The sequence below is a fragment of the Stutzerimonas stutzeri genome (genome assembly GCF_002890895.1).
Classification (GTDB): Bacteria; Pseudomonadota; Gammaproteobacteria; order Pseudomonadales; family Pseudomonadaceae; genus Stutzerimonas; species Stutzerimonas stutzeri_AB.
This window is the reverse complement of the sequence record NZ_POUL01000003.1, coordinates 39,228-57,138: the sequence shown is the minus strand read 5'-3', so window position 1 is coordinate 57,138 and position 17,911 is coordinate 39,228. Positions and strand designations below refer to the sequence as shown.

Sequence of the window (17,911 nt, the reverse complement as noted above, 5' to 3'; positions counted from 1 at the left end):
TGACCTTTCTACCGTTTCGGTGACAGCGGCCCCATGATCTCGGCCAGGGAATCGGGGCGAGGCGCACCTTGTTGCTGCTGCAAACGTCCGTTGCCGTCCAGGTAGTAAATGGCTGGCGTTGCCGAGGCGCCCATCGCCCCCATCAGCGTCAGGTTCGCCTCAAGCTCTTCAGTCAGCTTAGGCGATACCTCTTCAAGCGGTTCCAGTTTGCTCGCCTTTCCTGCTGTTTCGTGCCTGTTCAAAGCGGCCGCTGGATTCTCAGCCTGCAGCAATGCGGCCGATTTGCCCGCGCTGTCCGGGCGCAGCATGCCGACCATGACATGGCGCAGCTGGACATCGCCGGACTCGACCCAAGGCCGGGCCTGCTTCCAGAACATGTTGCAGTACGGACAATTCGGATCGGAGAACAGGTAGACGATTCGCGGCGCCTCAACAGCGCCGTCCTGAATCCAGGTGCTGCTCTCGAGCCGTTGCCACATTTCCTTGCTGAGAGGTTCGTAGACCAGTTTTTCAAGGGGAGCCCGCGTCAGATCTTCGCCGGTGGCATCGAGCAGGCTGCCGATCAGAACGTGGTCACCGTCGGGCGTCAGATAAAGCGCGATGCCCTGTCCGTTATAGCGTGCTGCGTAGCCCTTCAATCCGCCCGGCGCGTCGAAGCTACCGACCACTTCGGCGCCGCGAGCCTCAACGGCCTGGACCGCAGGAGGCAGATCCTGTGCCAGCGCCACGGATGCGGGCAGCAAGGCCAGCGTTGAACAGAACAAAGAAAGCGGTCGCAGATTTTTCATGGCTGAGTGGTTACCTCCAGTTGTTCAAGGGCGCGCGCCAAACTGGCGCGAGAAAGCTCACCGAGGTGGCTGCCAACCTGCCGCCCGTCGGCGTCGTAGAAAAGCGTTGTTGGGAGTGCCGAAGAGCCTATGTGCTGGCCGAGGCGGCCGCCGGTGTCGAGCAGCACGTTGTCCAAACCGAGCGCTTCAGCGCTGAGGAAGTCCGCGATGACCCGCTCGCCTTCGCCCTGGTTGACGAAGAGAAAGGTCACCTCGGACTGGTTGCGCTGTGCTTCTGCCAGGACCGGCATCTCCCGTCGGCAGGGCGGACACCATGTGGCCCACAGATTGACGACGAGCGGCTTGCCGACGAAATCCTGCAGGGCAACCGGTTTACCTTGACTGTCGCGCAGCCCCATCTCGGGAAGGCGCGTGCCCTGCTCGAAGGCATGCAATGCGAAGGTCCCGAACCCCCAACTCAGCACACCGACAGCGACCGCAGCGCCCAGCGGTTTGCGCAACCCGAGCTCACGCCTGGCCAGCCATACGCCAAGCAGCACGGCCACCAGCACGCCCGGCCAGGCAATGAACCCGCCGTCACGAATGTCGATCACGCGCCAGGGCTCATCTCGGAAATGCTCGACGTAGACCACCACGAACGCCAGCCGGGCAACGAGCAGCGCCACCAGCAGCAGCCTGAACAACTGCTGCTCGGGGTTGCGCTCGCTGCGCCGCCCAACCCACCAACCGGTCAGCATCGCCAAGAACAGGCTCGCCAGCAGCAATACATGGGGAACGGCCAGCGCGAACGGCCCCACGTTCATCGTCATCATCAGCCTTGCTCCATCGTTTCGTTCCACGTACCCAGGAATTGGCCGGCGTCGACCTCACCGGTTATGCGTTGCGAGCGGCGCTCCGCCCCGTCCGGGCCAATCAGCAGGAGCGTCGGCGGCCCCATGACCTGATAGCGCCCCAGCAGCTCGCGGCTGGCGGAATTGGTCTGCGTCACATCCGGTCGCAGCATGCGTACGCCCTTGAGTGCAGCTTGCACCTGGCCGTTGCCAAAGACTTCCTTCTCCATGACCTTGCACGACACACACCAGTCCGCGTAGTAGTCGATCAGCACCCATTGCCCGGCAGCTTTGGCGGCAGCGAGTTCACGATCAAGAACAGCCGGATCGGTGAAACCAACGAAACCCTGCGGACCTTCGATCTCAGTTGTCGAAGCGACGCTGCTGGTGAACACGGCAAGCGGCCGGTTCGGATCCTCCGCGCCACCCGCCGCACCAAGCACCAGCGCCACGCCCCATACGCCGGATAACGCTGCAACGGAGCTGAGCAACGCCCGATGCTGCTTGAGCTGACGCGACAACTGCAGGAGTACGTTGGCAACCAGCAGCCAGAATGCACCCCACACGCCCACCCACCACGAATCCGTCAGTAACGGGCGGAGCACATAGAGGGCTGCGACCAGAAAAATGAAACCAAACGTGGTTTTGACGCGATCCATCCAGGGCCCCGGTTTCGGAAGGAAGCGATTGCCGACCGTCACCAGCAATACCAACGGCGTTCCGATGCCCAGGCCAAGGGCAAACAGCACCAGCCCTCCGTTGACGGCACTGCCGCTCTGGGCGATATACAGCAGTGCCGCAGCCAGCGGAGCGGTCATGCAGGGCCCGACCAGCAAGCCGGACATCACCCCGAGTGCGCTGGCTCCAGCCAGGCTACCGCCCTGTCGCTTCCGTCCGGCCTGTTCCAGCCGATCACGCAGACCAGCCGGCAACTGCAGCTCGAAGAAACCAAACATTGGAAAGGAAAGCAGAACGAACAGGCCGGCAAAACTGGCGATCAGCCAGGGCTGCATCAGCCATCCCTGCAGGTTCGCACCGAGAAGCGCAGCCACGACGCCCAGCGCGGCGTAGACCAGCGCCATGCTGACCACATAGGAAGCGGCAAGCAGCATGCCGCGGCGAGGGCTGGCCCGGCTGCCGACCACAATACCGGCAAGGATTGGCAGCATCGGCAGGGAGCACGGCGCAAAGGCGAGCAACAAGCCAAGCCCAAAGAAGATCATCAGACTCCAGCCAAGCGGCTGTTGCGCCAGTCTGCTTGCCAGTGCCTGATCATCGGCCTGAACAGGCTCAGAGGGTCCCGCTGCAGACCCGCTCAGATCGACCGCGCGAGCCTGCGGCGGATAGCACAAGCCGGCATCGGCGCAGCCTTGCCATCCCAGTTCCAGCGTGGCGAGACCTGGCTCGTCTAGGGTGACTTCCAGGCTGTTGCGATAGACCTGTGAATCGCCAAAATAATCGTCGTGATAGGGCTCTCCCGGTGGCAACTGCGGTTCGTTACCTGCTGCCAATCCACCAAACCGCAGCCGCTCCTGATACAGGTAATAACCTGGCGCGATGTCCCAACGCAGCACAACACCGCCGCTGGCTGGGCGCTCGACCCGCAGGCTGAACGCTTGGTCTACCGGCAAGAAGGTCTCCTGCTTCTGACCAAGCGCGAACGGCGCAGCACTCGCCAGCTGCACAAGCCAGAGGCAGCAGGCCAGAGAGAAAAGGACCGCTCGCATGAACTACACACCCCATCAGCAAATTCAATGCGAGCATGGCGACTGGGGATTAAGTGGCCGTTAACGAATTGGCTTGGAGCTGACCACTGACCGACAGAGAAAGACCGACATGCGAGGCTACGCGAGCAACTCAGCGTACCCTCTGATAACGCTCCGTTAATCGAGAAGCGTGATACTGGCCGGTGCATTCAAGACGAGTTTCCCATGCAGGTACTGCTGACAGAAGACAATGCGCTCATCGCGAGTGGCATCGTTGCCGGGCTCCAAGCCCAGGGCTTCGGCGTGGCCCATGCCGCGACTGCCGCTCAGGCGGACGCGCTGCTGCGCACTGCCCACTTCGATCTGATGATTCTCGACCTGGGGCTGCCAGACGAAGATGGCCTGCACTTTCTCCAGCGACTGCGGCGTCGCGGGCTCGAATTGCCCGTGCTCGTTCTGACAGCCCGGGATGCGGTGGCCGAACGTGTCTCGGGGCTCCAGGCAGGCGCCGACGACTACCTGGTCAAACCCTTTGATCTGCGCGAACTGGCGGCGCGGCTGCATGCTCTGCTGCGCCGCGTCGCCGGACGAACGACGCACCTGATCGAACACGGTCCGCTGAGCTATGACCCGGCCGCCTGCTCCGCCTCCATGGCGGGCGAACCAGTTGACCTGTCCCGGCGTGAACAGGCGCTGCTGCAAGCGCTCTTGCAGAACCCCGGCCGGGTGCTTTCGGCCGAGCAGCTCAAAGACGCGGTATACGGGCTGGATGACGAGGTCGAGAGCAATGCGCTCAACGTCCACATCCATCATCTGCGTCGCAAGCTGGGCAACGGCATTGTCGAAACCGTCAGGGGACTCGGCTATCGACTGGGACCCGCCGGGCCCGTGACCGAACCGGCCCGAGCCACCGACACATGAGTCTGCGCCTGCGTCTGACCCTCGCCCTCGGCGCCGCTTTTGTGCTGCTCTGGTCGGCGGCAGCGACCTGGATGCTGTTCGATGTACGCAACCAGCTGATGCTGTCGCTCGATCAGCGACTGGCCGCCTCGGCTCGGATGGTCACCGGGCTGCTGGTGCAACTGCCGCAGCCGCAGCTGGGTGAAGGCGGTATCACTCGCTTGAGCGCAGAGCAACTCGGTATCGAGAACGGGCTGGCCTGCCAGGTCAGCTCGCTGCGCGGTGAGGTGCTCGCGCGCAGCCATTCGGCGCCAGACAGCGTGCTCGACGCCCAGCACACCGGCTTTCACAACCAGCTGATCGGCGACACGGCCTGGCGAACCTTCACCATGATCCGCGACGGGATGCGCATCACCACGGCTGATCGACTCGATGAACGCGCTACGCTCAAGCGCTCGGTGCTGCTGGCTGCAGCACTGCCGGTACTGGTCGCCCTGCTCGGCAGTTTGGTCGTGCTCTGGATTGGCCTTGGCAAAGGCCTGTCGCCACTCAGGCGAATCCGCACCGCTCTGGCGCAGCGCAGTGCCGACTCGGTCGACCCCCTGATCATCGAACGGCTGCCGCCGGAATTGGCGCCTTTGGTAGAAACACAGAATCAGCTGTTTGCACGGATCGCGCAGGCGCTCGAACGTGAACGCCGGCTCACCGATGACGCCGCCCACGAGCTGCGCAGCCCGCTGACGGCCATCAAGACCCATCTGCAGGTCGCAGCCATGACCGAGGGCGATACCGCCAGGCGGGCGTTGGCCCAGGCCGAGCTCGGCACCGATCGCTTGCACCGAACACTGGAGCAGCTGCTGATGCTGGCCCGTGTGGAGGGACGGGTGTCCTTCGATGACGGCCAACGGTGCACGGCCATCGAGGTGGCGCAACTGGCCATCGCTGACTCCAGTCAGCAGCCAGGTCCCCGCATCGAGTTGAACGCGGCGGCAGACGTGTCCCTACGTGCCCTGGCCATGCCGCCCGCTCTGGCCATCGCCGCACTGCGCAATCTGCTGGACAACGCACGTCGGCATACGCGCCCAAGGTCCCACGTTCAGCTGTCACTGCAGCAGCATGCTGAAGACAAGGTTTGCTTCACGGTGGTCGATCACGGACCGGTCATCGCCGCACAACAGGTCGAACGATTTACCGAACGATTCTGGCGAAACAGCGAGGGGGACGGCAGCGGGCTCGGGCTCTCCATCGTCAAGGCCATCGCCGAGCGCTGCGGTTGTGAACTCAGGTTCGTCGCTCACGGCGATGGACTGCAGGTTGAGCTGATTGCTGGTCTGCAGGAGGACGTTATCGAGAAGACTTCGCGGCTGAGTGATCCGCCACCTCAACCGACTGACCGGTGACGCTTACGCTACGTATGCCGCATGCGAGACGCGCCATCGTGCGCCCTGCTCAAGGTTCGCTGACGTTCTCCTCGACGTGAGGCGCCTGGCAGTACAGCTTGTACAACACCTGCATGACCTCCATCGCTTGTGGACTGGCGATGCCGTAGTAGACCTGCTTGCCTTCGCGACGGGTGCTGACCATGCCGTTATGTCGCAGCACGGTCAGTTGCTGAGAAAGGGTCGGCTGAGTGATGCCCGTCTGGGTCGCCAGATCGCCCACGCAGTACTCGCCCTGAGTCAGTTGGCACAACAGCAGCAACCGGTCGGGGTTACCCAAAACCTTGAGCAAACCGCAGGCCTGCGCTGCACTGCTACGGAGCGTTTCCATATCGATTTCTGACGCAGCGTCCATTTTCCACCGTTAATCAGGACAGGTTGACGGAACATTTTACCGATATATATCTCAATAAAGTGTCCCTGCTCGTCGGAGCGGTTTTCATCGGAACTTATGGGCGTTGTACTGCCTCGCACCTGTTCCAGTAGTCATTTTCTCACCACGCCAGCCCCACTGGTGGGCGTGCATCAGGAGACTGCCATGACCACAATCCATCAGGACCTTGCCACAAGTGACCAGACGGATCGAGTTCGCCGCTCGACATCCGCCTCGATCAATCACGCTATTGATCAGCAAACCGAAGAAAACATCCGCCACTTCAGCAATCTGGATCGACACTCGATCATCCAACGCATCGAAGCACTCGATCGCGAGTGGGATGTCGAGCGCGCGCTGGAGGTCAACGCTTCTTCGCTTGCTCTGTCCGGCCTGCTGCTCGGGCTGACGGTGAACCGTAAATGGTTCCTGCTCCCCGGTATTGTGCTGCCGTTTCTGCTGCAACACGGCCTGCAAGGCTGGTGCCCGCCACTGCCGGTGATGCGTCGACTGGGGATTCGCACGCGCGGCGAGATCGATCGTGAGAAGTTTGCACTGCTGGAAACGCTGAACCAAGCGCCGCAGCCATCCCACAACTGAACGGAGAAGACGATGATCTTTCGCCAGCTATTCGAGCCCGTTTCCTCCACCTACACCTATTTGCTGGGCTGCGAGGATACCGGACAAGCAGTGCTGATCGACCCGGTCATTTCAACGATGGATCGCGATCTGGCCGAGTTGGCCGGCCTGGGCTTGAAGCTGGCGTTCACGCTCGACACGCACGTACATGCCGATCACATCACCGCCGCGCTGGAGCTGAAACGGAAGACCGGCTGCCGTATCGCCAGCCCGGCCATCGACAAGCTGGCCTGTACTGACGTAGGCATCGAGGAAGGCACTCCGTTTGAGGTCGGCAGCCTGCAGCTGACGCCGTTGCATACGCCGGGCCATACGGACGGGCATTTCGCGTACCTGCTCGGCGATCGACTGTTCAGTGGCGATGCACTGTTGATAGACGGCTGCGGCAGGACCGATTTCCAGAACGGCAGTGCAGATGATCTGTTCCACAGTGTCAGAGGCAAGCTGTTCGCTTTGCCGGACGACACCCTGGTTTATCCCGCCCACGATTACCATGACCGCCGCGTATCGACCATCGCCCAGGAAAAGCGACGCAACCCGCGACTGGGCGAAGCCGTATCGCTGGAGCAATTCAGAACGATCATGGCGGAGCTGGATCTGCCGTATCCGAAGTTCATCGATCACGCGGTTCCTGGCAATCGCCAGTGTGGTGTGTGCCCGTCCGACTTATCAGAAAGCTACCGGCAGTACTGCGAGCAGGCGGAACACAGCCCTCAGGGGTAAAAACACAAAGAACGCGAGCAGAAAGAGTCATCCACGTAGCTGACTCAGTTGCCGCTTGAGCAACTCGACCTGCCCCGTTTCCGCTCGCAGGCCTGCGCTAAGCTCGGCCTTTTCGTGCTCCAGACGCTGGATGATCTCACCGAGCCCCTTTAGCAGATCACGCAGCACGGCGAGTTCCACCTTGTGTTGCCTGAGCTGCAACCACTGCAGCCACAGAATGATGGCCAACACCAGCGCAGCGCAAAGCGAACCTCCCGTCACCATCCAGAACGTCCCCATTGTTCCCATAGATCAAATCCTTCTGTTGCCACCGGCATATCCGGCGATGGCTAAACAATATGTCGCCACAACTTACAGGTCGATAATGTTTACTCGTACAGGTAAACAAAGGCAGCGGGTTTTGGGCGAACTCAATGAGGGTCCCAAGGGTGTCCAGCGGTGGCATACCTAGTGCTGCGTGCCAGAAGGCTAAGTGAGAGGAGACCTCAGCAGTGACCTGTAAGCGAACCCCTATGTCGCAAATAACGACACATCGATGCGCGATTCGCGGTCTGGCTGAACAGAACATTGGCCGGATCTGCCCGATTCAAACAGTTCCAAATCGAGGCTAACCGTTCAGCGGGAATCTCTTTTCAGGCGATGAGCGGAAGCTTGCAAAGGCCCTTCAGCTGTCAGAATGACATCACGGCTGCAGAGGAGCAGCCGCCTCTTGAATCGAGCACGAGCCTGCTAATCATGTCTGCCGAAAAACTCTACACCATTGTCCTGGAGCACAGCCTGGAGGTACTCCTTGAGGCCGCCACAATGGAGCAGGTCGAAGCATTCTGGGATGCGTATGACAACCGCTACTTCGGCCTGCGCATGGAGGAGGAAACCAGCCACCACGCGCGAGTGATCGTCACCGATGAGATCCCCGAGGACGAGGAAGAAGCCGAGCTTTGCATCGGCTGATCCGGGGCTCGGTCACTCAGTGTCTATGTGTCGAGCGGCCATGGCTTGCTTGCTGTCCAGCTGAAAGAACAACGATGCGGCCAGCATCGACATCGCCCCGATGCATAGAAAGGTCAGGTGAAACGCCTCCAGCAACGCCGTCCCATCCGCACCCGGCACAGTAAAGCCGCCCAGCAGGGCACCGGCCGAGGCGACACCCAGGCTCATCGACAACTGCACCACCACCGATAGCAGGCTGTTGCCGCTGCTGGCGTTCTGGTTGCTGAGCCCCACCAGCGTCACGGTATTCATTGCCGTGAACTGCATGGAATTGACCATGCCGATCAGGCTCAGGTGCAGCAGCAACAACACAGTCGAAGTCTGCCCGTCGATGGTCGCCAGACTGGCGATCAGGCTGCCCAGCAGCAGCGTGTTGCCGATCAGGATTCGCCGATAGCCGAGTCGGTCGATCAGCGGCTTGGCCAAGGGTTTGATGAACATCGCACCCAGCGCCAACGGAATCATGGTCATGCCCGCTTGCGACGGGGAATAGCCCAGCGCGACCTGCAGCAGCAATGGCAGCAGGAACGGCAATGCCCCGCTGCCCAATCGCGCGAACAGGTTGCCAAAGATACCAACGGCAAAGCTGCGGGTGTGGAACAGCGTCGGACTGAACAGCGGTTTGTCGATGTGACCGGCGCGCAACCAGTAGGCCGCGAGGCAAGCACCGCCAATAGCCACCAACAACATCACGCGGGCGTGGGGCATTTGCATCTCGCCGAGGCCTTCAAGCGCAATGGTGATCAGCACCATGGCGCCACCGAATAGCAGAAAGCCGACGGTATCGAAGCGCATGCGCTCGGCACTCTTCAGGTCGGGCATGAAACGAGAGGCAGCGATGCAGCCGATCAGCCCGACCGGCAGATTGATCAGGAAGATCCAGTGCCAGGACGCATATTGGACCAGCCAACCGCCGAGCGTCGGACCCATCAGAGGCCCGACCATGCCCGGTAGCGCGATGAAGGTCATAACCCGGACAAACTCGCTGCGCGGGTAGGCCCGCAGTATCACCAGCCGTCCGACCGGCAGCATTAGCGCGCCCCCAACCGCCTGCACCACACGCGACATCACCAGTTGGTTGAAGCTGGTGCTCACCGCGCACAACAGCGAACCCAGCGTGAACAGCACGATAGCGGAAAAGAAAACCGGCCGAGTCCCAAAGCGATCCGCTACCCAGCCCGACGCCGGAATCAACAGCGCCACGGTGAGCATGTAGGCGATGACCACACCCTGCATCCGCAGTGGATCTTCAGCAAGGTCGCGGGCCATCGCCGGCAAGGCGGTATTGAGAATGGTGCCATCCAGGGTCTGCATGAAGAATGCGATAGCAACCAGCCAGGGCAGTACACGGGCGGTTCTGGCATCCAGTACAGCTTGAGTCATGAAATTCCCCGACTCCGAAAGTGCATATGGTAGGCCGCTATCGATCTGCCTCGCAGCTTTAAATCGTCTGCAGCGTTACCCACCCGTCGCAGCTGCAGCGAACAGATCGCTGCCGACTGAGCGCTCGAACCGGGTGTGACAACTCAACGCACAAAGGGCTTAAAAGCCCCTAGAGACGCCGCCTGGCGCTCTATCAGACGCAACGATAAGCAGCAATCGAGGGTATACGTTACAAAGTATTTCATTCAAAATTGACGCGAATCATTATCGTTAAGCATCACAGGTGCGAACCTCTCCACGTCATTCATCTCTTCTCCTCGGAGGCTTCATGCGCATTCCCGCTACCCTCGCCATCACTTCTTTGCTGCTCGCTTCCCTCGCTCAGGCCAAGGAATACCCCATCGGTGAACCGCAGCAGTGCGGTGGCATGGAAGTCGGTGCCGTTTACCTGCAACCGGTCGAGATGGAACCTGCCGGCATGATGCTCGATGCCGCTAAATCCGACGTGCATCTGGAGGCCGACATCGCCGCCACCGAAGGCAACCGCAACGGCTGGCAGGAAGGCAGCTTCGTCTCCTATCTGAACATCCGCTATGCGCTGAGCAAGAAGGGTTCGGACGAGAAGATCGAAGGCGACTTCCACCCGATGGTCGCCAATGACGGCCCGCACTATGGCGACAACGTCAAGCTGATGGGGCCAGGCAAGTACCAGCTGACCTTCATCGTCTCCCCGCCGGATGGCAAGCACACCATGTTCGGCCGTCACGTCGACAAGGAAACCGGCGTTGCGCCCTGGTTCGAGCAGTGCACGCTGAACTACGAGTTCACCTATGCCGGCATCGGCAAGAAAGGTGGTTACTAAGTCGGAGGTGAGCATGCAACGCGCCCTGCTTCCAGCCCTCGCCCTGCTCGCTGCCGGCTTTGCCGGCGGCGCCCAGGCCGGGCTGCCTACGTATGAGCTGACCATTCGCGACGGCCATTTCGAGCCGGCGACCATTGAAGTCCCGGCCCGCCAGCGCTTCAAGATCGTCGTCATCAATGCCGGCAATGGCCCGACCGAGTTCGAGAGCACGCCCCTGCGGGTGGAAAAGGTGCTCTCGCCCGGCGTCACCTCGTTTGTCGTCATCCATCCCCTCAAACCCGGCCGCTATCCCTTCTTCGACGAGTTCCATATGGACCTCCCGGAAGGCGAAATCATCGCCAAGTAGTCTCTCAACAGGAGAAGCGACATGGGCCAATCAATGTTCATCGTCTGGCGTGAAAGCGTCGAGGCGCTACTGGTCATCGGCATCCTGCATGCCTGGCTGAGTCAGCAGCCGGGCAACCGTCAGGCGCTGCGCATGCTCTGGGGCGGCGTGGTGGCCGGCCTGGGTCTGGCTTCGCTGCTGGCCTGGGGCATTCTCAGCGCCGGCGACTGGCTGGCCGGTCCCGCCGGTGAGTGGTTCCAGTGCGCCATGCTGCTGGCTGCGGCGCTGCTGATCCTGCAGATGGTCGGCTGGATGCACCACCACGGCCGCGATCTCAAGCGCAACCTGGTGGACAGTGCCGCGTCGCACCTCAGCCAGGGCAGCGGCGTCGGCCTGCTGGTACTGGCGATGCTCGCCGTGGCGCGTGAAGGCAGCGAAACGGTGGTGTTTCTCTACGGCATCGGTCATCAGAAAGACGGAGCGGACCTGACCGGCTTCGTCGTCGGCGGTGTGCTGGGCTTTGTGCTCGCATTGCTGAGCTACGCGGCCTTGCAGGCCGGCAGCCGGCTGTTTTCCTGGAAGCACTTTTTCAAGGTCAGCGAAGTCCTGCTGCTGCTGCTCGGCGCGGCGCTGTTGATGGGTGGGCTAGACCGCTTCAGCGGGCAGCTGATGGGCATGGAGGTTCCGGAGATGCTGTACACGGTCTTCGGCGATCCGCTGTGGGACACCTCCGCCCTGCTCGATGACGGTGGCACCCTGGGCAGCACCATTGCCGGGCTGACCGGTTACCGGGCCATGCCTTCGCTGGCGGCGGTCATCCTGATGGGGCTCTACTGGTTAGCCGTCTGGGCCTGGTTGCGACCGAAGTCGGAGGCCAGTCTCGAGGCGAGCCCCGCATGATCACCAATGCCCCTTGGCTGGCCCGCGTCGGCGACCTGCTGCGCCAGCATGCCAGGACCATTCGCCTGATCCAGTGGCTGGTGGTGGGCTTCTACCTGGTGTTGCTGCTGGTGCCGGCGTTTCTGTCGCTGCCGCCGTCCGAAGCGCGCATGCTCGACAGCATTACGGTGTTCGCCCAGTTCCTGTTCTGGGGGCTCTGGTGGCCTTTCGTCTTGCTGTCGATGGTGCTGTTCGGTCGCCTCTGGTGCGGCGTGCTCTGCCCGGAGGGCTCGCTCAGCGAGTGGATCAGCTGGCGCGGGTTGAACAGACGCACCCCGCAATGGATCCGCTGGAGCGGCTGGCCGACCATTGCGTTCGTGCTGACCACCGTCTACGGCCAGCTGATCAGCGTCTACGACTACGGCCGGGCTGCCGCGCTGATCCTTGGCGGCTCAACGGTCGCGGCGATGCTCGTCGGCTATCTCTATGGGCGCGGCAAACGTGTCTGGTGCCGACATCTGTGCCCGGTCAGCGGCGTGTTCGGCCTGCTCGCCCGCCTGGCGCCGATGCATTACAAGGTCGACGAAGAACGCTGGCAGGCCAACGAAGGGCCGCGACTGGCCACGCCCAACTGCGCCCCGCTGATCGACATCCGCCGTATGCAGGGCAACAGTGAATGTCACGCCTGCGGTCGTTGCAGTGGCCAGCGCGGCGCCGTCGCCCTCGCCGCCCGCTCGCCGAACCAGGAAATCCTCATCGTCGGCAACCAGGCGCAGCATGGCCACTGGGACAGCAGCTTGCTGCTGTTCGGCATGATCGGCCTGGCAATGGGGGCGTTCCAATGGACAGTCAGCCCCTGGTTCATCAGCCTCAAGCAGACCGCTGCCGAGTGGTTGGTCGATCGCGACATCTTCTGGCCGCTGGAGGCCAATGCACCCTGGTGGCTGCTGACCCATTACCCGCAGAACAACGACGCCTTCACCTGGCTCGACGGTGCGGCAATTCTTACCTATATCGGCGCCAGTTCGCTGCTCATTGGCGGCGCGCTCTGGCTGCTGTTGCAAGGTGCAGTGCGCCTGATGAATCGCCGAGGTGAGGTGTTCCACCATCTGGCACTGGCGTTCACGCCGCTGGGTGGCGCCGGACTGTTTCTCGGCCTTTCAGCCACCACCATCAAACTGTTGCGGTACGAAGGTTTCATCCTCGCCTGGGCGCAGCCGACACGCGCCCTGCTTCTGGCCGGTGCGATTGGCTGGAGTCTGTATCTGGCCTGGAAGGTGATCAGCCGTTACGGTGCCAACGGCCTGCGTCGGCTGCTCGCCTTCGGTTGCGTCGGACTGGCGACAGCGGTGGTTGGCTATGGCTGGTATCTGCAGTTCTGGGGCTGGAGCTGATCGTTCTTTTGACGATGAGTTGAAGCGAACCCTACCCGGCTGGATCGGCTCGCTCCGTTTGGAGTGACGAACCGGTGGGCTGAAGCCCACCCTACGCACTGATTCATGGCCTGAAGCCCACCCGGACTGCGCGAGCGCACAAGCCCGTTCGCGAGCAAGCTCGCTCCTACAGAAGTGAGCTTGCCCACTAGGTACGAACTCAACCTCGCAAAACGAACGACGGAAACAACCGCCCCATGCGGTCCCAGAGTTTTCGCTGATCGTAGGGCGCACGGCTGTCGGCAAGAGACTCATCGAGCATCCGGGCGGTGCGCACGCATTGCACGGCGAACCGTTCTACACCCAGTTTGCGCAAGCGCTGTGCCATGTCCCACAGGCGTTCAGCATCGAACAGCTGCCAGTGCACGGTGGTGCGGCACTCATAGTCCACGCCGCTCGCAACAAGCGCTTCGAGACTTTTCCAGTTGGCCTCGCCACTGCCTTCCACGCCCGTGATCAGCCGGCCATGTTCGGGCAACGCCTTGACGTCGAAGCCCACCCAGTCCACCAGCGGCAACACCTGGCGAAACAGTTTCGGCTTGATGCCGGCGCTGTGCAGCCCGATCTTGAATCCCTTGGCACGGACCTGCTCAATGGCGTCCGGCAGGGCAAGCTGCAGGGTTGGCTCACCGCCGCTGAACACGACCGCTTCGAGCAACCCGACACGCTGGTCGAGGAAGCCGAGAATCTCGTCCCAGCCGCGCTCCTCGGCACCACAAGTCGGGATCAACTGTGGGTTGTGGCAATAGCGACAACGCCAGCCACAACCCTGACAGAACAGCACGCAGGCCAAGTGATCAGGGAAATCGAGCGTGGTCAGCGGCACCATGCCGCCGACCCGTAGCGCGGCGCCCATGGCTAGCGAGCCAACCCTGCAGCCTGCTCGGTGAAATGAGTCCGCTCACGGTGCTCTGACTGCTTGCCGGGATTGAATGCCGCGACCGGGCGGTGATAGCCCATGACGCGGGTCCAGACCTCGCAACGCTGGCGTTGGGCTTCAGGCAGTTGGGTGGTTTGAGTCATGTGTCGCTCCTTCAGGGGTGGATGATTTGTTGTAGATCCGGGATGCGCCGGTCGACGCAGCCATAACGGTGATCGCCAGCAAGCCGGCGCCTAATGTGGTCCGGGGTGCATTGACGCCGGGGCGCGCAACGACCGCGCCCCAGTCACAAGAGGCTCAGACGCAGCAGCTCTGTTGTTTGGCGATCAGCGCCTCGTCGCATTTCGGGCAGAACTCGTGTTCACCGCTGAGATAGCCATGCACCGGGCAGATCGAGAACGTCGGGGTAATGGTCAGGTAAGGCAGACGGAATCGACCCAGCGCGGTGCGCACCAGGTTCTTGCAGGCCTGCGCCGAGGAAATCTGCTCGGCCATGTACAGGTGCAACACGGTGCCGCCGGTGTATTTGGTCTGCAGCTCGTCCTGCAGCATCAACGCTTCGAACGGGTCATCGGTGAAACCCACCGGCAGCTGCGACGAGTTGGTGTAGTACGGCGCCTCGGCAGAGCCCGCCTGTAAAATCTCTGGGAAACGCCTGCGATCTTCCTTGGCGAAGCGGTAGGTGGTGCCTTCGGCCGGTGTCGCCTCGAGGTTGTAGAGGTGGCCGGTTTCTTCCTGAAAGCGCACCAGCTCTTCCCGCACATGGTCGAGCAGATCGACGGCCAAACGCCGTCCGGCCTCGGTGTGCAGGCCTTCGCTGTCCTCGGTGTAGTTGCGCACCATCTCGTGCAGCCCATTCACGCCAATGGTGGAGAAATGGTTGCGCAGCGTGCCCAGGTATCGCCTGGTGTAGGGATACAGCCCGGCATCCATGTGGTGCTGGATCACCTTGCGCTTGACCTCCAGGCTCTGCCGCGCCAGCTCCAGCAGCGCATCGAGATGCTCGATCAGCCCGGTCCAGTCGCCGGCATGCAGGTAGCCAAGGCGCGCGCAGTTGATCGTCACCACGCCGAGCGAGCCGGTCTGCTCCGCTGAGCCGAACAGCCCGCCGCCGCGCTTGAGGAGCTCGCGCACATCCAGCTGCAGGCGACAGCACATCGAGCGCACCTGATTAGGCTGCATGTCCGAATTGAGGAAGTTCTGGAAATACGGCAGCCCGTAGCGCGCGGTCATTTCGAACAGGCGCTCGGCGTTCTCGCTGTCCCAGGGAAAATCGTGGGTGATGTTGTAGGTTGGGATCGGAAAGGTGAACACCCGGCCCAGCCCGTCGCCGGCCTGCATGACCTCGATGTAGGCGCGGTTGATCAGCTCCATCTCATGTTGCAGGTCACCGTAGGCGAAAGGCATTTCCTCGCCGCCGATGTAGGGAATCTGCTCGCGCAGGTCTTCCGGGCAGACCCAGTCGAAGGTCAGGTTGGTAAAGGGTGTCTGGGTGCCCCAGCGCGACGGCACGTTGAGGTTGTAGATGAATTCCTGGATCGCTTGGCGGATTTTCGCGAAGCCAAGGCCATCCTTGCGCACGAAGGGCGCGAGATAGGTATCGAAGCTGCTGAACGCCTGGGCGCCGGCCCACTCGTTCTGCAGCGTGCCGAGAAAGTTGACCATCTGCCCCAGCGCGCTGGACAGGTGCTTAGGCGGCCCGGCCTCGACCCGACCTGGAATGCCATTGAAACCTTCGTTGAGCAGCGTGCGCAGCGACCAGCCCGCACAGTAGCCGGCGAGCATGTCCAGATCATGGATGTGCAGGTCGCCCTCGCGATGGGCGATGCCGATTTCCGGACTGTAGACCTCGTCCAGCCAGTAGTTGGCAGTGACCTTGCCCGACACGTTGAGAATCAGCCCACCCAGTGAGTAGCCCTGGTTGGCGTTGGCGCGTACCCGCCAGTCCTCGCGCGAGAGGTATTCGTTCATCGACGAGGCGACGTCGACCAGCGATTTGCGATCGCGCCGCAGCCGTCCATGACGCTCGCGGTAGACGATGTACGCCCGCGCTGTGTCGTAGTAACCCGCCTCCATCAACACACGCTCGACGGCATCCTGAGCCTGCTCGACCGCCACTACCCGCTGCGGCAGACGCACCAGGACCTGAGCAGCCAGCGCCTGGGCAGTGACCGGTTCGAATTCACCGGTCGCAAGGCCAGCGGCCTCGATCGCAGCACCGATCTTGGCCAGTTCGAACGCCACCAGGCGTCCGTCCCGCTTGCGCAACGAAACCGGCCGATCCACTTCCCCAAGCCCCAGCATCACGCCTCCATCACCATATGTAGTTGTTAAAAACTTGTTAAGCACTAGATGGTGTGGAATGTAGGCAAAAGCGATGCAGAGCGAATTGACCATCGTCAATTCACCTCTGCCGTATTTCTAAAACAGGCGCCGAGACATCCACAGCTAAGGATCTTGTCTGCGATCAAGGAAGCTGGGTGATGCGTTCTCCTAGGATGCAACGTCGAACAATCCCGGACAGGTACCGGCGGAGGAATCATGTTGACCGAAACATCCCTTGTTGCGGACCTCCGCCGACACCACCTGTTCAGCCGGTTGCCCGAAGCGGCGCTGCAGGAGGTGTGCGCCTCGGCCAACCTCAAGCGCGTGCCTGCGGGCGCCTCGCTGTTTCATCAAGGTGACAAGGCCGAGCGGTTCTACTTTCTGTTCAGTGGCCAGGTGAAGCTGCACCGCGTGGTCTGTGACGGGCAGGAAAAGCTGGTTGAGGTGATCCGCGCCGGCGAGTCGTTCGCAGAAGCCTTGCTGTTCACCGGCGCGCCGAACTATCCGGTCAGTGCCACCGCCCTGAAAGCCAGCCTGGTGGCCAGCCTCCATGGGCCGCACTACCGGCGCATGCTCGAGCAGCACCCGAGCATCTGCCTGGACATTCTTGGCACCTTGAGCATCCGCCTGCACCAGCGCCTGAACGAGATCGATACCCTGACCCTGGCCAACGCCAGCCACCGCGTGGTGCGCTTTCTCTATCAATCGCAGGAGGACGACAGCGGCGTCGTCACACTCGATGTGCCCAAGCGCTTGATCGCGTCCAAGCTGGGCATTCAACCGGAAACCTTTTCGCGCATCCTGCACAGGCTCATCGAGTCCGGAATGATCAGTGTGCAGCGCCGGCGCATCGAGATACTCGACAGCCAGGGACTGGCCGCCTATCAGGACTGAGCTGCGGCGGATTGCCCCAGCTTCTTGATGGCCGTCATGGGTCACTTCAGGATTGATGCGGATACTGGCGTAGCCCTAACAGATCGGGAGAACAGCATGTCCAAACCTCGCCTGCCCCTGGTGTATGCCTGCTCGGGCTGTTCCAATGTGGCGCAACTGGCCAATACCCTCGCAGTGCGTCTGGACCGTGCCGGCCTGGCAGAAATGTCCTGCATCGCCGGTGTCGGTGGCCGGGTGAGCTCGCTGGTCAACAAGGCCAACTCCGGCCGGGCGATCCTGGCCATCGACGGCTGTCCGCTGCATTGCGCGCGTGCCTGCCTGGCGCAGCACGGCGTTGTTGCCAACGTTCACATCACCCTCAGCAGCTACGGTCTGCGCAAGCGTTATCGCGAAGACTGCTCCGAAGCCGAAGCCGATGCGCTGTTCGAGGACATGCGCAACATCATCACCAGCGACCGGATGAAACCGCGGCACCAGCTGCACTCGGTGTAGCGGCTCACCGCGGCGACTGGGTGGGAGATGTCGGCCTAACCGGTCAATGC

General features: G+C 62.0%; 20 protein-coding genes. 11 read left to right on the top strand and 9 right to left on the bottom strand.

Going from position 1 to position 17,911, the window contains the following annotated elements:
- Positions 1 to 8: 8 nt before the first annotated feature.
- Genes dsbG through dsbD form a run of 3 tightly spaced genes read right to left on the bottom strand, consistent with a single transcriptional unit; the run spans position 9 to position 3,345 of the window.
- Positions 9 to 788, bottom strand: coding sequence for a thiol:disulfide interchange protein DsbG (gene dsbG / locus CXK96_RS05920; RefSeq protein WP_102835571.1), 780 nt, complete (start codon positions 786 to 788; stop codon positions 9 to 11).
- Entirely contained in the window at positions 785 to 1,600 is an 816-nt protein-coding gene (locus CXK96_RS05915) for a TlpA family protein disulfide reductase (RefSeq protein ID WP_102835570.1), read from the bottom strand. Before CXK96_RS05915 ends, dsbG begins: the two co-directional genes overlap by 4 nt.
- Complete coding sequence (gene dsbD, locus CXK96_RS05910; protein WP_180981497.1) at positions 1,600 to 3,345, bottom strand: protein-disulfide reductase DsbD; 1,746 nt, start codon at positions 3,343 to 3,345, stop codon at positions 1,600 to 1,602. The genes CXK96_RS05915 and dsbD overlap by 1 nt, the downstream gene beginning before the upstream one ends.
- A 204-nt stretch (positions 3,346 to 3,549) precedes the next feature.
- On the opposite strand from dsbD, the gene CXK96_RS05905 reads away from it, so the two are divergent.
- Together CXK96_RS05905 and CXK96_RS05900 are read left to right on the top strand one after the other, a co-directional pair.
- The gene (locus CXK96_RS05905) at positions 3,550 to 4,245 is read left to right on the top strand and encodes a response regulator (protein WP_102835569.1); all 696 of its coding nucleotides are present in this window, start codon (positions 3,550 to 3,552) and stop codon (positions 4,243 to 4,245) included.
- A complete protein-coding gene (locus CXK96_RS05900) occupies positions 4,242 to 5,624 on the top strand; it encodes an ATP-binding protein (protein WP_102835568.1) in 1,383 nt (460 codons plus the stop codon). The genes CXK96_RS05905 and CXK96_RS05900 overlap by 4 nt, the downstream gene beginning before the upstream one ends.
- A 49-nt stretch (positions 5,625 to 5,673) precedes the next feature.
- Here CXK96_RS05900 and CXK96_RS05895 read toward each other — a convergent pair whose 3' ends face one another.
- On the bottom strand, positions 5,674 to 5,994 hold the full coding sequence (locus CXK96_RS05895) for an ArsR/SmtB family transcription factor (RefSeq protein WP_372239384.1): 321 nt from the start codon (positions 5,992 to 5,994) through the stop codon (positions 5,674 to 5,676).
- A 207-nt stretch (positions 5,995 to 6,201) separates the two neighbouring features.
- Here CXK96_RS05895 and CXK96_RS05890 point away from each other — a divergent pair, with 207 nt between their 5' ends.
- Together CXK96_RS05890 and CXK96_RS05885 are read left to right on the top strand one after the other, a co-directional pair.
- The gene (locus CXK96_RS05890) at positions 6,202 to 6,636 is read left to right on the top strand and encodes a hypothetical protein (RefSeq protein WP_064481552.1); all 435 of its coding nucleotides are present in this window, start codon (positions 6,202 to 6,204) and stop codon (positions 6,634 to 6,636) included.
- 12 nt (positions 6,637 to 6,648) lie between these two features.
- Positions 6,649 to 7,398: an MBL fold metallo-hydrolase gene (locus CXK96_RS05885; RefSeq protein WP_102835567.1), complete on the top strand. Its 750-nt coding sequence runs from the start codon at positions 6,649 to 6,651 to the stop codon at positions 7,396 to 7,398.
- 27 nt (positions 7,399 to 7,425) lie between these two features.
- Here CXK96_RS05885 and CXK96_RS05880 read toward each other — a convergent pair whose 3' ends face one another.
- Positions 7,426 to 7,686, bottom strand: a complete 261-nt coding sequence (locus tag CXK96_RS05880; protein WP_306109790.1) for a hypothetical protein — start codon at positions 7,684 to 7,686, stop codon at positions 7,426 to 7,428.
- Between the two features lie 447 nt (positions 7,687 to 8,133).
- Between CXK96_RS05880 and CXK96_RS05875 the strand changes: the two genes are divergently transcribed.
- Positions 8,134 to 8,349, top strand: coding sequence for a hypothetical protein (locus tag CXK96_RS05875; RefSeq protein ID WP_029404662.1), 216 nt, complete (start codon positions 8,134 to 8,136; stop codon positions 8,347 to 8,349).
- A 12-nt stretch (positions 8,350 to 8,361) separates the two neighbouring features.
- Here the strand turns inward: CXK96_RS05875 and mdtD are convergent, their stop codons facing one another.
- Positions 8,362 to 9,771 carry a multidrug transporter subunit MdtD gene (mdtD, locus tag CXK96_RS05870; protein ID WP_102835566.1) on the bottom strand — a complete coding sequence of 470 codons (1,410 nt, stop codon included), beginning with the start codon at positions 9,769 to 9,771 and terminating at the stop codon, positions 8,362 to 8,364.
- A gap of 328 nt (positions 9,772 to 10,099) precedes the next feature.
- Here mdtD and CXK96_RS05865 point away from each other — a divergent pair, with 328 nt between their 5' ends.
- The 4 genes from CXK96_RS05865 to CXK96_RS05850 are packed head-to-tail and all read left to right on the top strand — an operon-like array spanning position 10,100 to position 13,231.
- The gene (locus CXK96_RS05865; protein WP_102835565.1) at positions 10,100 to 10,633 is read left to right on the top strand and encodes an iron transporter; all 534 of its coding nucleotides are present in this window, start codon (positions 10,100 to 10,102) and stop codon (positions 10,631 to 10,633) included.
- Positions 10,634 to 10,646: 13 nt separating this feature from the next.
- Positions 10,647 to 10,979: a cupredoxin domain-containing protein gene (locus CXK96_RS05860; RefSeq protein ID WP_102835564.1), complete on the top strand. Its 333-nt coding sequence runs from the start codon at positions 10,647 to 10,649 to the stop codon at positions 10,977 to 10,979.
- Between the two features lie 21 nt (positions 10,980 to 11,000).
- Positions 11,001 to 11,858: an FTR1 family iron permease gene (locus tag CXK96_RS05855; protein WP_102835563.1), complete on the top strand. Its 858-nt coding sequence runs from the start codon at positions 11,001 to 11,003 to the stop codon at positions 11,856 to 11,858.
- Positions 11,855 to 13,231 (top strand): 4Fe-4S binding protein, encoded by a 1,377-nt coding sequence (locus tag CXK96_RS05850; RefSeq protein WP_102835562.1) that lies wholly within the window; start codon positions 11,855 to 11,857, stop codon positions 13,229 to 13,231. The genes CXK96_RS05855 and CXK96_RS05850 overlap by 4 nt, the downstream gene beginning before the upstream one ends.
- Positions 13,232 to 13,430: 199 nt before the next feature.
- Here the strand turns inward: CXK96_RS05850 and CXK96_RS05845 are convergent, their stop codons facing one another.
- The 3 genes from CXK96_RS05845 to CXK96_RS05835 form a co-directional block, all read right to left on the bottom strand.
- Positions 13,431 to 14,126, bottom strand: coding sequence for an anaerobic ribonucleoside-triphosphate reductase activating protein (locus CXK96_RS05845; RefSeq protein ID WP_102835561.1), 696 nt, complete (start codon positions 14,124 to 14,126; stop codon positions 13,431 to 13,433).
- Positions 14,127 to 14,128: 2 nt separating this feature from the next.
- Complete coding sequence (nrdD, locus tag CXK96_RS05840; RefSeq protein ID WP_045430017.1) at positions 14,129 to 14,293, bottom strand: anaerobic ribonucleoside-triphosphate reductase; 165 nt, start codon at positions 14,291 to 14,293, stop codon at positions 14,129 to 14,131.
- A 154-nt stretch (positions 14,294 to 14,447) separates the two neighbouring features.
- The gene (locus CXK96_RS05835; RefSeq protein ID WP_102835560.1) at positions 14,448 to 16,454 is read right to left on the bottom strand and encodes a ribonucleoside triphosphate reductase; all 2,007 of its coding nucleotides are present in this window, start codon (positions 16,452 to 16,454) and stop codon (positions 14,448 to 14,450) included.
- Between the two features lie 237 nt (positions 16,455 to 16,691).
- On the opposite strand from CXK96_RS05835, the gene CXK96_RS05830 reads away from it, so the two are divergent.
- A complete protein-coding gene (locus CXK96_RS05830) occupies positions 16,692 to 17,369 on the top strand; it encodes a Crp/Fnr family transcriptional regulator (protein ID WP_102835559.1) in 678 nt (225 codons plus the stop codon).
- 96 nt (positions 17,370 to 17,465) lie between these two features.
- The gene (locus CXK96_RS05825; RefSeq protein ID WP_102835558.1) at positions 17,466 to 17,861 is read left to right on the top strand and encodes a putative zinc-binding protein; all 396 of its coding nucleotides are present in this window, start codon (positions 17,466 to 17,468) and stop codon (positions 17,859 to 17,861) included.
- Positions 17,862 to 17,911 lie beyond the last annotated feature (50 nt).